This window comes from Streptomyces sp. NPDC029044 (assembly GCF_040637495.1).
In the GTDB taxonomy this organism is placed as follows: domain Bacteria; phylum Actinomycetota; class Actinomycetes; order Streptomycetales; family Streptomycetaceae; genus Streptomyces.
Genome location: NZ_JBEZWN010000002.1, coordinates 101525 through 116273, shown reverse-complemented (window position 1 = coordinate 116273; position 14749 = coordinate 101525). Strand labels below are relative to the sequence as shown.

The 14749-nt window shown below is 73.2% G+C and carries 13 protein-coding genes; 3 read left to right on the top strand and 10 right to left on the bottom strand.

All coding sequences use genetic code 11. From position 1 onward, the window contains the following. Window positions 1-154: 154 nt before the first annotated feature. Entirely contained in the window at window positions 155-985 is an 831-nt protein-coding gene (locus AB0E85_RS02490; protein ID WP_361921641.1) for an alpha/beta hydrolase, read from the bottom strand. Window positions 986-1137: 152 nt separating this feature from the next. On the opposite strand from AB0E85_RS02490, the gene AB0E85_RS02485 reads away from it, so the two are divergent. Then, window positions 1138-3183, top strand: a complete 2046-nt coding sequence (locus AB0E85_RS02485; protein ID WP_361921639.1) for a SpoIIE family protein phosphatase — start codon at window positions 1138-1140, stop codon at window positions 3181-3183. A gap of 10 nt (window positions 3184-3193) precedes the next feature. On the opposite strand, the gene AB0E85_RS02480 is transcribed toward AB0E85_RS02485, so the two are convergent. The 5 genes from AB0E85_RS02480 to AB0E85_RS02460 form a co-directional block, all read right to left on the bottom strand. Further along, window positions 3194-3610 carry a hypothetical protein gene (locus tag AB0E85_RS02480; protein WP_361921637.1) on the bottom strand — a complete coding sequence of 139 codons (417 nt, stop codon included), beginning with the start codon at window positions 3608-3610 and terminating at the stop codon, window positions 3194-3196. 32 nt (window positions 3611-3642) lie between these two features. Then, complete coding sequence (locus AB0E85_RS02475; RefSeq protein ID WP_361921635.1) at window positions 3643-4110, bottom strand: SHOCT domain-containing protein; 468 nt, start codon at window positions 4108-4110, stop codon at window positions 3643-3645. Window positions 4111-4190: 80 nt separating this feature from the next. Next, window positions 4191-5072, bottom strand: a complete 882-nt coding sequence (locus AB0E85_RS02470) for a ribonuclease BN (protein WP_361921634.1) — start codon at window positions 5070-5072, stop codon at window positions 4191-4193. A gap of 3 nt (window positions 5073-5075) precedes the next feature. Next, window positions 5076-6431: a hypothetical protein gene (locus AB0E85_RS02465; protein WP_361921632.1), complete on the bottom strand. Its 1356-nt coding sequence runs from the start codon at window positions 6429-6431 to the stop codon at window positions 5076-5078. Window positions 6432-6484: 53 nt separating this feature from the next. Continuing rightward, window positions 6485-7147, bottom strand: a complete 663-nt coding sequence (locus tag AB0E85_RS02460; RefSeq protein WP_361921630.1) for an HdeD family acid-resistance protein — start codon at window positions 7145-7147, stop codon at window positions 6485-6487. Window positions 7148-7312: 165 nt separating this feature from the next. On the opposite strand from AB0E85_RS02460, the gene AB0E85_RS02455 reads away from it, so the two are divergent. Both AB0E85_RS02455 and AB0E85_RS02450 read left to right on the top strand, forming a co-directional pair. Next, window positions 7313-7951 (top strand): potassium channel family protein, encoded by a 639-nt coding sequence (locus tag AB0E85_RS02455; protein ID WP_361921628.1) that lies wholly within the window; start codon window positions 7313-7315, stop codon window positions 7949-7951. 3 nt (window positions 7952-7954) lie between these two features. Further along, the gene (locus AB0E85_RS02450; RefSeq protein ID WP_361921626.1) at window positions 7955-9364 is read left to right on the top strand and encodes a DUF2252 domain-containing protein; all 1410 of its coding nucleotides are present in this window, start codon (window positions 7955-7957) and stop codon (window positions 9362-9364) included. Between the two features lie 21 nt (window positions 9365-9385). Here AB0E85_RS02450 and AB0E85_RS02445 read toward each other — a convergent pair whose 3' ends face one another. The 4 genes from AB0E85_RS02445 to AB0E85_RS02430 all read right to left on the bottom strand — a co-directional run bounded on the left by AB0E85_RS02445 (window position 9386) and on the right by AB0E85_RS02430 (window position 14573). Further along, window positions 9386-9583 carry a hypothetical protein gene (locus tag AB0E85_RS02445; protein WP_361921624.1) on the bottom strand — a complete coding sequence of 66 codons (198 nt, stop codon included), beginning with the start codon at window positions 9581-9583 and terminating at the stop codon, window positions 9386-9388. Window positions 9584-9708: 125 nt separating this feature from the next. Next, window positions 9709-10227 (bottom strand): hypothetical protein, encoded by a 519-nt coding sequence (locus AB0E85_RS02440; protein ID WP_361921622.1) that lies wholly within the window; start codon window positions 10225-10227, stop codon window positions 9709-9711. Continuing rightward, the gene (locus tag AB0E85_RS02435; RefSeq protein WP_361921620.1) at window positions 10227-11834 is read right to left on the bottom strand and encodes an MFS transporter; all 1608 of its coding nucleotides are present in this window, start codon (window positions 11832-11834) and stop codon (window positions 10227-10229) included. Before AB0E85_RS02435 ends, AB0E85_RS02440 begins: the two co-directional genes overlap by 1 nt. Before the next feature lie 75 nt (window positions 11835-11909). Beyond that, the gene (locus AB0E85_RS02430; protein WP_361921618.1) at window positions 11910-14573 is read right to left on the bottom strand and encodes a LuxR C-terminal-related transcriptional regulator; all 2664 of its coding nucleotides are present in this window, start codon (window positions 14571-14573) and stop codon (window positions 11910-11912) included. Window positions 14574-14749: the final 176 nt, after the last annotated feature.

Here is a 14749-nt window from a genome sequence, read left to right as displayed (position 1 = left end):
TCAGATGCGGGCCTCAACGGCCCATCGGTGATGGGTGTTTCTGTTGAGTCGCGTGGCAACTGACGGTGAGGGAGCAACTGCTGAGCAGGCACACCCTAGGACCCGCACACAATCGAAGCAATGACCTCGTCGGACTTTGTGCGTTCCTGATCGTTCAGGCCATGAGGAAGGTGAGCAACTCGCCCGTCAGCCGGGCGGGCGCGTCCAGGGGGACGAGATGACCGGCCTCCGGGACGGCCACCAGCCGGGCTCCCGGGACCAGGGCGGCGAGTTCCTGCCCCCGGGCGAACGGGATCCAGGTGTCCTCGGTGCCCCAGCACACCGTGACGGGCAGGTCGATCGTCGGGTAGAGCGGCTGGATCTCGTCGGTGTAGCGCTGGTCGGCCTGCGCGATCTGCCGGTAGAAGGCCGCCTGGCCCTCCTCCCCCGTCCAGGGCCCGACCAGGGCGTCGAGGGTGGCGGGACGCAGCCCGAGGTGGCTCGCGGAGGAGACGTACTCACGCACCAGGGCCTCGTGCAGGGCCGCCGGGAGCTGCTCGAAGACCCGGCTGTGCTCCCCGACCAGCCGGAAGAAGGGGGAGCCCCAGGGCTTCAGCGCCACCGGGTCGACCAGCGCGAGCCGCCGGTAGCGCGCCCCGTGCAGCAGATGGGCGCGCAGGGCCACACACCCCCCGAAGTCGTGCGCGACGACCGCAGGCTCCCGCAGTCCCCAGTGCGCGAGCAGCTCGGCGAAGATCCGGCCCTGGGCGTCCAGTGAGACGTCCTGGCCGGCGTGCATGCCGGAGGAGCCGTAGCCCGCCATGTCCCACACGTGCACGAGGTACCCGGCGGCGGCGAGGGCGGGCGCGATCTCGTGCCACACGTACGAGGAGAAGGGCGTCCCGTGCAGCAGCACCACCGGCTCTCCGCCGGGGTCGCCGAGCCGGTCCCAGCGCACGGTTCCCGACCCGGTGACCAGGCTCTCCCGCAGCGTCCAGTCCTCCACGAAGCCACTCCCTCCCGTCGCGGGCGACCACCCGCGGTTTTTTGTCATTTCGGCGCGACAGTGCCGCTCCTCCGACCGTAATGTGACCTCATCGGACAGCCAGAGCGACAGATCATGGCGGTACCTTTGCCGCGCCGGAAGGAGCGGCTCGCATGAACGGGTATGCGACCTCGGACAGCGACGCCGTCACGGCCGCGCCCGGCGGGCTGCTGGATCTGCTGAAGGTCGCGGCCGTGGTTCTGGACGCGGGCGGGCACATCGCGCTGTGGAGCCCCGAGATCGAGCACCTGCTCGGCTGGACCGCCGCGGAGGCCCTGCGGCAGCGCGCCGACACCCTCCTCGTCTCCCCCGAGAACCGGCCCCGCGGCAGGGAGCTCTTCGCCCAGGTCAGTACGGGTGCCCGGTGGGCCGGTGTCTTCCCCCTGCGGCACCGCGACGGCACGGAACGCGCCGTGGAGTTCCGCACGATGCGCCTCCTCGACCCCGACGGGCAGCCCCACCTGCTGGGACTCGCCACGGACGCGACGACGGTACGGCAGGTGGAGCGCGACCTCGCCCTCTCCCACAGCCTCGTCAACCAGACCCCGCTCGGCATCGCCGTCTTCGACAACGACCTGCGCTGGGTCGGGGTCAATCCCGCGCTGGAGCGGATCAACGGCGTACCCGAGGAGGCCGTGCTGGGGCGCCGGGTGGGTGAGGTGCTGCCGGATCTGGACGTGGCGGCCATCGAGGCCCGGATGCGGCACGTGCTGGAGACCGGCAGACCCCTGCTCGACCAGCAGACCGTCGGGCGTACGGCGGGGGACCTCCAGGAGCGCGCCTACTCGGAGTCGTACCACCGCATCGAGGACACCGACGGCCGGGTGCTCGGGCTGGCGATGGCCGTGCTGGACGTGACCGAGCGCCAGCAGGCCGCCGCGGAGGTCGCGCAGGCCCGCCAGCACCTGTCGGTGATCGCCGACGCGGGCATGAAGATCGGCACCACGCTGGACCTCCATCAGACCGCCCGGGAGCTGGCCGGCGTGGTCGTGCCGCATCTGGCGGACCTGGCGGCCGTGGACGTCCTGGAGTCGGTGGTGGCCGGCGGCACCATCACGCCCGTCTCGGGCGGCGCCCCGGCCGAGTTCCGGGCGCTGGCCGTCGCGGCCGGCTACCCGACCGACGCCATCCACGCCGCCGACCCGGTGGGCGAGCTGGCCACGTACGGCTCGTCGCGCATCATCACGCAGGTCGTGCGCAGCGCCCGCCCGGTCCTGGTCGAGCGCGTGGACGGCAAGATGCTGCGGCGTCTGGCCCGGGACGCACGGGCCGCCCAGGCCCTGCACGAGGCCGGCGCCCACTCCTACCTGGCACTGCCGCTGGTGGCCCGGGGCAAGGTACTCGGCACGCTCTCGCTGTACCGCACGGTCAACGAGCGCTCCTTCGACGACCGGGACCGCGTGCTGGCCTCCGAACTGGCCGCGCGGGCCGCGATCTGCATAGACAACGCCCGCCTGTACGGCCGCGAGCGCGGCACCGCCCTGACCCTCCAGCGCAGCCTGCTGCCGAGCACCCCCGCCGAGCGGGAGGGGCTGGACATCGCCGCCCGCTACCGCCCGGCCCTCAGCGAGGTCGGCGGCGACTGGTACGACGTCCTGCCGCTGGGCCCGGGGCGCACCGGGCTGATCGTCGGGGACGTCATGGGCAAGGGCGTCCAGGCCGCGGCGATCATGGGGCAGCTCAGCACCGCGACCCGGGCGCTGGCCCGGCTGGACCTGCCGCCGGCCGAGCTGCTGCGCCACCTCGACGACATCGCCGGCTCGCTCGGTGACGCGATCGCCACGTGTGTGTACGCGGTGTGCGACCTGGAGCGCGGCACGTGCGAGCTGTCCAGCGCCGGGCATCTGCCACCGGTGCTGGCCGGGACGGACGGCAGCGCGAAGCTCCTCGACGTGCCGGGCGGTGTGCCGCTCGGGGTCGGCGGCGTGGAGTTCGGCACGGTGGAGGTGGAACTCGCCCCGGGCTCCCTGCTCGCCCTCTACACGGACGGGCTGGTCGAGAACCGCGCCGAGTCGATCGACACCGGCCTCGACACGCTGACCCGCCTGCTCCGGAACGCGGGGCCCAGCCTTCAGCGCGCGAGCGACAGTCTGCTCAGCGCGCTGAGTCCCGAACCGGACGACGACGTGGCCCTGCTGCTGGTCCGCACGCGGACCTGAGCGGGACGGCTCAGGCGTCACCCCTGCGTGGGGTGCACAGGGCCCAGATGATGAACGCGGACATCGCGATCATGACCACGGACCAGACCGGGTAGGCCGGCAGGGAGAGGAAGTTGGCGATGATGACGAGTGAGGCGATGCCCACGCCGGTGACGCGCGCCCAGCCCGACCCCTGGAACAGACCCATGCTGACGAGCACGGCGACCACGCCCAGGGCGAGGTGGATCCAGCCCCAGCCGGTGAGGTCGAAGGCGAAGACGTAATTGGGTGTCGAGACGAAGACCTCGTCCTCGGCGATCGCCGCGATGCCGCGCATCACAGCGAGGATCCCGGCGATCATGAGCATGACGGCCGCGAAGACCATCATGCCGGTGGCCAGGCCCTGCTTCGCCGTCCTGTGCCCGTGCGTAGGGTGTGTGGCGGTCATCTGCTGCCTCGCTTCTGTTGCGTCCGGCGCCGTCAGCGACCGGAGGTGGAAGTGGCGTGCGGCGGGGGCGCCGACGCGCCGGATCCGCTCAGGACCAGGTCCTTGGCCTTGCGGAACTCCTCGTCCGTGATGTCACCGCGGGCTCGGATCTCGGACAGCCTGGTGAGTTCGTCGACGCTGCTCGTCGGTTCGCCGCCCCTGGCGGTCTGCCGTATGTAGCTGTCCATGGCCTCCTGCTGCTCGCGGGCGTGTGCGATTTCCCGGCGTCCCATGTTCTTGCCGCGGGCGATGACGTAGACGAACACCCCGAGGAAGGGCAGGACGACGCAGAACGCCAGCCAGCCCGTCTTGGCCCAGCCGCTCAGGGAGTCGTCGCGGAAGATGTCGAAGACGATCCGGAAGAGCAGCACGAACCACATGATCCACAGGAAGAACCACAGCATCGCCCAGAAGGCGCTCAGCAGCGGAAAGTCGTACGCCAGGTAGGTCTGCGCACTCATGTCACTCCTCCGTTCCGGGCACACGCCCGGCAGCCGTTGTGTGCCGTTGTCAGCGTGCTCGCGGCGCGGACCGGGCCGCCTCACCCGGAGCGGGTGATCGTGCGGCCGCCCCGCGGCCGGTGACGGGCGCCGAGCGCCCTGCGGTACCAGGCGGACGTGGCCACCGCCTCCCCGAGTGCCAGCCCCGAGACGGCCACCAGGAACACCGCGATCAGCCACGACAGGAAGGTGAAGACCGGCCCCAGCAGACCGAACTCCGCCAGGCTGCGGTCCATGGCCGTGGGCATCAGCAGGCGGGCCGCCCAGCTGAGCACGACCGTCCCCGTCCCCGCCAGGACCGCTCCCGGGAGCAGATCGCTCCAGCCGATCCTGGCACCCAGCAGCAGGTGCTGCGACCACCACCACAGCAGCGTCGCCCAGAGCACGGACAGCACCGCTCCGACCACCGGCCCGGCGCCGAAACCGCCGCGCAGTGGTGCCTGGAGGAGCAGGTAGACGAGCCAGACCAGCAGCCACAGCGGCCAGCGCCAGGCCGCCTCCCGCAGCGGCGCCCGGGGCAGGTTCCAGCACCGTTGGCACACCGCCTGGAGCGCCCGGCTGAAGGCGGTCGCCGAGGCGAGCGTGACGAGCACACCCACGGCCCCGACCGTGTTCGCGGTGGGTCCGGTCGCCTCGAAGGAGCGCCGCACCTCCTCCAGCGTGTCGCCCCGGACCCCGAGAAGCTCCTGGAGCGCGTCGGCGAGCAGGTCCTGTACGCCATCGGGTGCGAACGCCGCCACCGTCATCAGCAGGGGCAGCGCGGCGAGGAAGGCCTGGGCGGCCAGCCGGACCGCCCCTTCCACGATGTTGAGCGCGACCAGCCGGGGCAGCAGCCGGGCCGCGGGGCCGGACCTCAGGTGCGCCGAGATCCGCTCGGCCCGCGACCTGCGGGACGGCGGATCCGGGGCGGAGGTGCCGGCCATGGCTCAGGGAGCCGGGGCCGGGCCCGTTCGCGTCGTGTCCGGGCCTCGTGCGGCAGCGGCGAGCGTCTCCAGGACGATCAGCACGACGACGACCAGGCCTGCCACGAGCGCGACCACGCCGGCCGTGGGGTGGTTCCACAGGACGAGGGCCAGGACGCCCGCGCCGATGACGATGCCGGAGGTCCACGCGCGGTGCTCCGCGAGGGCGAGGCCGGCCGATCCGGTGCGCAGGCCGGCGCGGGAGAGGCCCAGGCCGGCGGCCGAGGTGCCCCGGCGGGCGAGGTTCCGGACGGCCCGGGCCCCGCGCCCGGGGCCGTAGAGGTAGGCGGCCAGCGCGATGATCACCGCTACCACGAGGAGGGTGCGGGTGCTGTCGCTCAGGAAGCGGACGAAGGTGTCGTAGATCGCCGCGGCGGCGTCGGGCGGCAGCGTCGCGCTCGGCACGGCGTCCAGGTAGACCCGCCGCATGAGGGCGAGCGCCACCAGGAGCAGGACCATCATCACGCCCACACCGACAGCCGTGACCAGCAGCATCCGCCGGTGCCGGGGCGCGGTCCACACGGCGAGGGCGGCCAGGACGACGGTCAGCACGGGCAGCCAGGTGCCCATGGTGTCCAGCAGCCGCATGGCGTCCTTCGCCTTGCCCAGTTCCTCGGCCTGGAACAGTGTGATGGTCCGGTCGGTGTCCGGGATGGCCGCGGCCTTCTCGAAGCCCGCGTCGACGAGACGCTGCCGCACCTCGTCGACCACTTGCCCGAGGTCGAGCTGCACGGTGTCGCCCTCGGCGCGGAGCGCGCCCTCGCGCTCTCCGGTGAGCATGCTCACCACGGCGGCGTGCGCCCGCGTGTTGGCGCCCTCCCATGCCTGTGCGAAGACATCGCTGGTCACGACGCGGCTGACGGTCCCGTCCACGACGTCGCGGACGGCGGAGCGCAGGGGCCCGGCGAGGGACTCGGACGCCTCGACCACGCGCGGCGGTGCCCCGGCGTCCGCCAGCGTCCGCGTGAGCGCCTCGGTCACCGCCTCGACATCCACCTGGGCCACCACACGGTCGGTCAGCCGGTCGGTCACCACGTCCTGGACCGCCGGGTCCGAGGCGAGCGGTGCCACGGTCTGCACGTACCGGCCGGTGTCGGAGACCTGGTCGTCCACCCAGGCGGCGACGACCGACAGCGGCGCGAGCAGCAGGGCCAGGACGAGCAGCACGCCGGCGCCGGAGTAGCGCAGCCGGCGGTGCCGTACGCCGGCGTGCCGGCGCAGCCGCTCGTACTCGGCGTGCTCTTCCGGGCTCAGGAAGCGTCCCGATGCCTCACGGCCCTCGTCGGAGGGTGACGGGACGGGACCGTCGGTGGGGGCCATGGCTGCTCCTCGCATGCGGTGACGGCCGGTCGCCGTCAGGTGTCCCGCCTGGCTCAGGCGTTCCCGTCGGGGCCGTGCGGAACGGCGGTGGACGACCCGCGCAGCGCGGCCCGCCAGGCGAACGCGAGCCCCGCCTCGGCCAGTCCGAGCAGGACGAGCCACAGGCCGAGCAGCCGGGTCAGCGCGCGCGCCGACTCCGCGGGCAGGGCCAGCACCACGACGCCCGCGACGATGCCCAGCACCGCCATGCCCAGGACGAAGCCGCGATGCGGCAGGTCACGGGCGGCGAGGGCGGTGTAGAGCGTGAGGATGCCGGACACCAGCCAGACGAGGCCGACGATCAGCGACAGCGCCGTGATGGTCTGCAACGGGTTCCTCAGGCACAGCACTCCTGCCAGCACGTACAGCACGGCCAGGAGCAGGCTGGGCAGGCGGTGGCCCTGTTCCTGCCGGGCGAAGGTCGCGACGAAGCGGAACGCTCCGGCCGCCAGCAGGTACAGGCCGATCAGCACCGCCACGACGTGCAGGGTGGCCTCGGGCCAGACCAGGAGCAGGATGCCCGGCACGAGGGTCGCCACCGCCGAGGCGAGGATCCACGTCCAGGAACGTCCGAGGGCCGCCAGCAGCTGCGCGGGGTCACCCGCGGTGCTGTACGCCGGCCCCGTGGGCCCGTACTCGGCACCCGCACGCGGCCCCTGCCCCGGTGACGTGGTCATGGCTCCTCCTCACCGGCGATCCGCCGGTCTGCGGGAACGCCCTTGCCGTGCAGCGTCGCGCGCCCCGCCGGCCCCGGGATCACCCCCGGCGGGTGATCCCTCTCCCGCCCCGCCGCGATGAGGTGGTGACGACCCCGTCTGCCGGCAAGGAGCACGAGACACGAGATGAACGATCCAGCGGTGGCCCGGACCACGTCCGCCCAGCTCCGGCAGGAGCAGGACCAGGAGCAGGACGAGGAGCAGGAGCGGCGTCGGCGGCCACACGGTCCGCGGCGCCGCGCACGGGCCGCCGTCCTCGTGCGTGCGGCGCTCATCGCGACCGGTCTCGTCACCGTCTACTACGTGCTGCCCCTGGACGGGCGGAGCACGACCGGCACCTCGGTGCTGCTCGCCTGCGGCCTTCTGCTGGTCGTCATGGTCTTCGCGTGGGAGGTGCGCGCCATCGCGCATTCGCCCTATCCGAGGCTGAAGGCCGTCGAGGCCCTGGCCGCCACCCTGGTCCTCTTCCTGCTGCTCTTCGCCGGCACCTACTACCTGCTGGAACACTCCACCCCGGGTTCCTTCAGCGAACCGCTGACCAAGACGGACTCCCTGTACTTCACGCTCACCACGTTCACCACGGTCGGGTACGGGGACGTCGCCGCCCGGTCCCAGACCGGACGCGTACTGACGATGATTCAGATGGCGGGCGGACTGCTGCTGGTGGGCGTCGCCGCACGGATCCTCGCCGGTGCCGTGCAGGCGGGGCTGCGCCGTCGGGGACGGGAGCCCTCGGACGACTTCACCTCGCGGCCGGAGGACTGAGCCATGACCGTACCGGGTCCCCTGACGACCTACCTGTCGCCGGCCGAGCGGGCGGCCGAGGGGCGGAACGTGCGACGGCACGTCCCCCGCTCCTCCCACGGCTTCTTCGACGCGGGTCCGCAGCGCTTCGACCCGGTCGAGGTGCTGGAACGTCAGTCGGCCACCCGCGTACCGGAGTTGGTGCCGATCCGCTACGCCCGCATGCTGGAGTCCCCGTTCCGCTTCTACCGGGGCGCGGCGGCCGTGATGGCGGCGGACCTCGGGGCCGTCGCGGACACCGGTCTGCGGGTGCAGCTCTGCGGCGACGCCCATCTGCTGAACTTCCGGCTGCTGGCCTCGCCGGAACGCCATCTGGTGTTCGACATCAACGACTTCGACGAGACGCTGGCCGGGCCCTTCGAGTGGGACGTCAAGCGGCTGGCGGCCAGTCTCGCCATCGCGGGCCGGGCCAACGGCTTCGAGGCCGAGGAGCAGAACCGGGTGGTGGAGGCGGGCGTACGGGCCTACCGGCAGCGGATGCGGGAGTTCGCGGGCATGCGCACCCTGGACATCTGGTACGCGCAGGACGACGCCGACCGGCTGCGGGAACTGATGGCCGCGTCGATGACCAAGGAGGCGAGGCGCCGCACCGCCGAGGCCACGGCGAAGGCCAGGACCCGCACCCACCTCCAGGCCTTCGAGAAGCTCACCCGGGTCACCGACGAGGGCCGGCGGATCGCCCCCGACCCGCCCCTGATCACGCCGCTGCGCGACCTGGTGGACGACTCCGCGCCGCGCGGGCAGGAGAAGGAGCTGCGTGCCGTCCTGGAGGGGTACGTGCGGACCCTGTCGTCCGAGCGCCGGCACCTGCTGCGCCGCTACCGGCTGGTCGACATCGCCCGCAAGGTGGTGGGCGTCGGCAGCGTCGGCACCCGCTGCTGGATCGTGCTCCTGCTCGGCCGGGACGACGACGATCCGCTGCTGCTCCAGGCCAAGGAGGCGCAGGCGTCGGTACTCGCCGACCACACCGACGGCATCCGCTACGACAACGAGGGCCGCCGCGTGGTGGCGGGCCAGCGGCTGATCCAGACGACCAGCGACATCCTCCTGGGCTGGACACACGCCGTGGGCCTCGACGGGCACGAGCGGGACTTCTACGTACGCCAGCTGCGCGACTGGAAGGGCATCGCCCGTCCGGACACGATGGACCCGGGCCTGCTGCGGCTGTTCGCCGGGCTGTGCGGGGCCAGTCTGGCGAGGGCCCATGCCCGCTCGGGCGACCCCATCGCCATCGGGGCGTACCTCGGCGGCGGCAACGGCTTCGAGCGTGCCCTCACCGCGTTCGCGCAGTCCTACGCCGACCGGAACGAGCGGGACTTCGCCGCGCTCGGCGCCGCCGCCCGGTCCGGCAGGATCCGGACGGCGGCCTCGTGAGCCGTCCCTCCTGTGAGCTGGTCACTCCGGCAACTGGCGCAGCTCCACGACCCTGAGCCCCAGCGACTGGAAACGGGTCAGCAGGCCGTACAGGTGGGCGTCGTCCACGACCGGGCCGTACAGCAGCGTCTGCCCGGACACCACCACGTGGTCCAGTTCCGGGAAGACTTTGGCCAATGTCTCCGACATCTGTCCGGCGATGCGGATCTCATAGCGCATGAGCTGCTCTCCCGCGGGCGGCCCGAGAGGGTGAGGCGCGCCCTTCCCTAGCGATGGTCCGCCTCGGCGGGCCGTGCGCCCTCACCCGGCGCAGGTGAACCTCCGCCCGGCCCGCGAGGGGCACGTCAGTGCTTGACGACGAACTTGAAGGCGATGATCAGCAGACCGAGCAGCAGGTTCACCGCCGCCGAGGCGGCCAGCTGCCCCCGGGAGGCACCGGCCCGGACCGCCGCGGCCACCGACCAGCCGACCTGCTCCGCCACCGCCACCGCGAGCGCCAGCCACACGGCGCCCTGCACGTCCAGGCCCAGCAGGGGGCTGACCGCGACGGCGACGGCGGGCGGGACCGCGGCCTGCACGATCGGCCACTCCTCGCGGCACACGTGCAGCACGGTCGCACGGTCGACGGTCCGCTGCGCCAGCCGCGCCCCGAACAGCTGCGCGTGCACGTGCGCCAGCCAGAACACCCCGCCCGTCAGCACGAGCAGCAACACCAGTTCCAGCCGGGGCAGCGCCCCCAGGGTTCCGGCCCCGATCACCACGGAGGCGGCGAGCATGGCCCCGTAGACGCCGCCGGTGTAGTCGGCGTGGGCCCGGCGCTCCGCGCTCCGTGCCCTGCGTGCGGCACCGCGGTCCGTGGACATCAGGCCTCTCCTTCGCCGGCGGGCCGCCGCACGGAGCGCTGCCCCGCGGTCGGCAGATGCGAGGTGACCAGGAAACTGGCGAGAGTGATCCCACCGGTGGCGAGGACGGCCGCCTTCAGCCCGTCGAGCTGGGCCGACGCGTAGGAATCCGTGACCGCCTCGACCTCCGCGGGCGGCAGGCCGGCCTCTTCCGCCGCCGAGCGGACCTGGCCCGTGGAGACGAAGCTGACCCCGGCCTCCAGGGCTACGCCGGTCTGCTTGCGGGCCTCCTCCGACAGCCTGGGGTCGGCCTCGACCTGGGTGCTGAAGGCGTGCACCAGGGCTCCGATGAGCAGCGAGCCGATGAGCGCGGTGCCCAGGGCGGAGCCCAGGTTCTGGGCCGTGAACTGGAGCCCTCCCGCCTCGCTGCGCTCCTCCTCGCCGACGCCCGACTGGACGACGTTGCCCAGCTGCGAGGCGAGCAGACCCATGCCCACGCCCAGCAGGGCCATGGCCCCGGCGAACTGGGCGTCGTCGATGGCGGGGTCGATGGTCGCCAGCAGCCACACGATCGCTCCCGCGAGGGTCAGCAGAGCCAGCCGCACCACCCGGCGCGGACCCGCGAGCCGGCCCAACCGTGAGGCGAACAGGGAGGCCGCGAGCATGGTGAGGGACACCGGGAGCAGCCGCAGGCCGGTCTCGAAGGCGTCGAAGCCCTGCACCACCTGCAAGTACAGCGGGATCGCGAAGAACAGCCCCAGCAGGATGAGGTTCTGGCTCAGGAGCATCAGCAGCCCGGACCGCAGGACCGGTCTGCCCAGCAGTGACAGGTGGACCAGGGCGTCGGCCCCCCGGGCGTCCCGCCGTCGCTCCCAGTGCACGAAGGCGGACAGGACCACCGCTCCGGCGCCGACGACGAACAGGGTGGGGGCGAAGCCCAGGACGGTGAAGGGCGGGTTGCGCGGCTGCACCCAGCCCCAGGTGGTGCTCTGGAGCACTCCGAGCACGCCCAGTCCGAGGCCGGCGGCGGAGAGCACCGCACCGACGCCGTCGAGCCGGGGCCGGGGTTCCCTCGGGGCCGTCCGGGGGATCACCCGGTGGCAGAGCAGCACCACCAGGACGACCACGACCTCGCCGGCGAAGACCAGACGCCAGGTGAGGTACGTCGTCATCCAGCCGCCCAGCAGCGGCCCCACCGCGATGCCGGCGCCGGCGAGACCGCCTATCACGCCGTAGGCGACGGCCCGGTCCCGTCCGGCGTAGGACTCGGCGACGAGGGCCGCCATGGACGGCAGGACCATGGCGGCCCCGAGCCCCTCGATGACCGACCAGCCCAGGGCGAGGACCCACAGACTGGGCGCCACGGCGGTGAGGGCCGAGCCGGTGCCGTAGACCGCGAGCCCCAGGAGGAACATGCGCCGGCGGCCCAGGACGTCCCCGAGCCGTCCGCCGACCATCATGAACGCCGCCATGACCAGGGCGTACAGGGTGATGACCGCCTGGATGGCGGTGACCTCGGTGTCGAAGTCCTCGACCAGCCGGCTGATGGACACGTTCATGACGGAGGTGTCCAGCACCATCAGGAACTGTGCGGTGCCGAGGACGAACAGGGGACGCCAGCTTCTCACCCGTCCATCGCAGCCGCAGAGCCGTCGTCGCGCCTCACCCGCCCCGGGCGAGGGGGCCGGATGGGACCCGCGCGGTCAGAGGATCCGCGCGTCGCGGGCGCGGCGCACCGCGTCGCCGCGCCGGCTCACCGCGAGCTTGCGGTAGATGCTCTTGAGGTGGGTCTTCACGGTGTTCACCGAGACGTGGAGGTCGGTCGCGATCTCCTCCGTCGACCTCATCTCGGCCAGCCTGCGCAGCACGTCCCGCTCGCGCGCGCTCAGTTCCTCGACGACGAGGGCCGGTGGCGGCGGCTGCGCCGCGGGAGCGGGGCGAGCGTGCTCGGGCTCCGGGACGAGCCAGCCGCCCGCCAGCTCCCGCAGACGGCCGGTGCTCAGCAGCGGGCGGATCCAGGGACCGGCTTCCAGGAACGGCAGGCGCAGCTGCTCGCGCCGGCCGTCCAGGAGGGCCCGGCCGAGCAGGCGGTGGGCGGCGGCGTGGTCGCCGAGCTCGTGGGCGGCCTGGGCGCGAGCAAGCGTGGCCCGGACGGTCACCGCCGGCCCGGGCCGGTCGGTGTCCGGCAGGCTGCGGAGCATCTCCAGCGCTTGCTCGGGGTGGCCCGCGGCGAGCCGGGCCCGGGCGGCTTGCACGGTGCAGGCGGCTCGGCGGTCGGCCACCCGCTCGACGGCCTTGCGGGCCGACTCGGGCTGCCCCTGGGCCAGGTAGGCGGCGCAGGCGAGGGCGGCGGCGTGGTCCTCGGCCCAGGGTGAGCCCACCACGGCCGGGACGATCGCGTCCGCCGCCGCCAGTGCGGCCCGGGTGTCTCCCCTGGCGAGCAGCAGCCGGCCCCGGGTGAGCACCCGGCCCGCTTCCTCGACGGGATCCTCTCCCAGCAGGTGGGAGGCGGCGGCCTCGTCGAGGAGCGCCTGCGCCTCGTCGAGTTCGTCACGGTCGATGAGGACGGCGGCCCGGACCAGAGCGCCGAGGCCGGCCCCGGACCGCTGGGGCAGGCTGTAGCGCTGTGCCTGGCCGGCCGCCGCCAGGGCCTTGTGCTCCGCCCGGCCGAGCCAGCCGTTCAGGTAGTCGATCAGAGCCAGGTGCCCCAGAGCCTCCCACCGGGGCAGCGCCATGGCCGCGCCGCCGGGTCGTCCGGCCACCGCCGACAGGACGGTCCGTGCGTCCTCGAAGCGCCCGGCCCACAGCCGGGCGGAACCCAGGTGGGTGAGCAGCAGGGCGTTCAGCTCCGGGTGCTCGTCGAGCAGGTGCCCGGGAACCTCCGGCCGGAGGGCCAGCGCCTGCTCCGCGGCGCGCTCGGCCCTGCCCGGCGTTCCGGTCAGGCGCGCCGCCAGGGCTTCCAGCAGGGCGCAGGTGAGCCCGGCCGCCGCGGGGTCCGTCGCGCCGTCCCGGGCCAGTTCCTCCTCGGCCCGGTGCAGGTGCGCCAGGCCGTGTTCGACATCACGGCCGGCCAGCTCGCGGGCCGCGCGGACGAGGTCCGGTGCCGGGCCCCTGACATCGGGGCCCATCCGCTCGAACAGCGCGGACAGGTCGTCTGAGCGCAGACCGGTGAAGAGCTGCCCGAGGGCGAGGTCGTCGACCACGGCCCGTGCGGTGAACTCCCAGTCGTCCGCCGCCGCACCCTGGGCGAGCGCTTCGGGCAGGGCTCCGGAACTGCGCAGCCACTGGGCCGCCCGGCTGCGCAGTTCCGGCTCCAGGCCGGGGAAACGCTCGCGCAGGTGGGCTCGGAGGATCTCGGCGAAGAGGGGATGCAGGCTGTACCAGGAGTGGCCGAGGTAGTGGACGAAGGCGTTCTCGCGTTGCAAGGCGGCCAGGATGGGCTCCGCGTCCGTGCGCTGCGTCAGCACGTTGACCAGGTCGGGGCAGCAGCGCTCCAGAACGCTGATGCGCAGCAGCAGATCCTGGGTGCCGGGTGGCTGCCGGTCGAGCACCTCGGCGAGCAGGAAGTCGGCCACCGCGCTGTGGTCCGCCTCGAACTGCTTCAGGTAGGCGTGCGGGTCCGTCCCCTGGCGGGCGGCGAGCGCAGAGAGCCGGAGACCCGCGGCCCAGCCCCGGGTCCGTTCCACCAGGGCCAGCACGGCGCTCGCGGGCAGGTCCAGGCCGTGCCGTGTCAGGAGCTCATGGGCCTCGTCGGGGGTGAAGGCCAGCTCGGCGTCCCGGATCTCCGTCATCTCGCCCGAGGCCCGGTAGCGGTGCAGCGGCAGCAGGGGTTCGGTGCGGGTGACCAGGATCAGACGCAGGCCCCGACCGGCGTGGTGCAGGACGAACTCCAGTTGTTCGGCGATCTCCCGGGAGACCACGCGGTCGAACTCGTCGAGGACGACGAGCGTGGGAGGGTCCCTGCCCTCGAGATCGGCGGCGAGGCGGGTGAGCGTCCGCTGGTCCACGCGACCGGCCTCCGCGGGGCTGCCGACCTCGCTCGCCACCGGCACGCCGGCCGCACGCAGAGCCTGAAGCACGTGCGCCCAGAACACGCCGGGGGCCTGGTCGGTGCTCTCGGCGGTGAGCCATGCGACCGGGCGGCTCAGGCTGGAGGCCCAGTCGGCGACCAGGAGCGTCTTGCCCGCACCGGCCGAGCCGTTGACCATCGTCAAGGGCGTGGCCAGGGCCTGGTCGAGGTGCCCGGTCAGGCGCGGCCGGCGCACGAAGGTCGCGGGTCTGGCCGGCAGGGCGAACCGGGTGCGCAGCAGCGGGTCACCGGTGGGGTCGGCGAACCCCGCCTCCGGCATCTCATCGGTCGCGGCCATGGGGCTCACCCCTGCCTGCCGTCCGTCAGTCGGTCCTGAACTGGCGATCGTCCCGCTCAGCATCTCAGTGTTCGCTCCGCCGCGCACACCCGGGCCCAGCCGTCCCCGTCAACCACCCGTGGCGGGCGATGCGGCCACCGCCGTGGCCGGAGTCTCCTGGGGGCACCGCTCGGAAC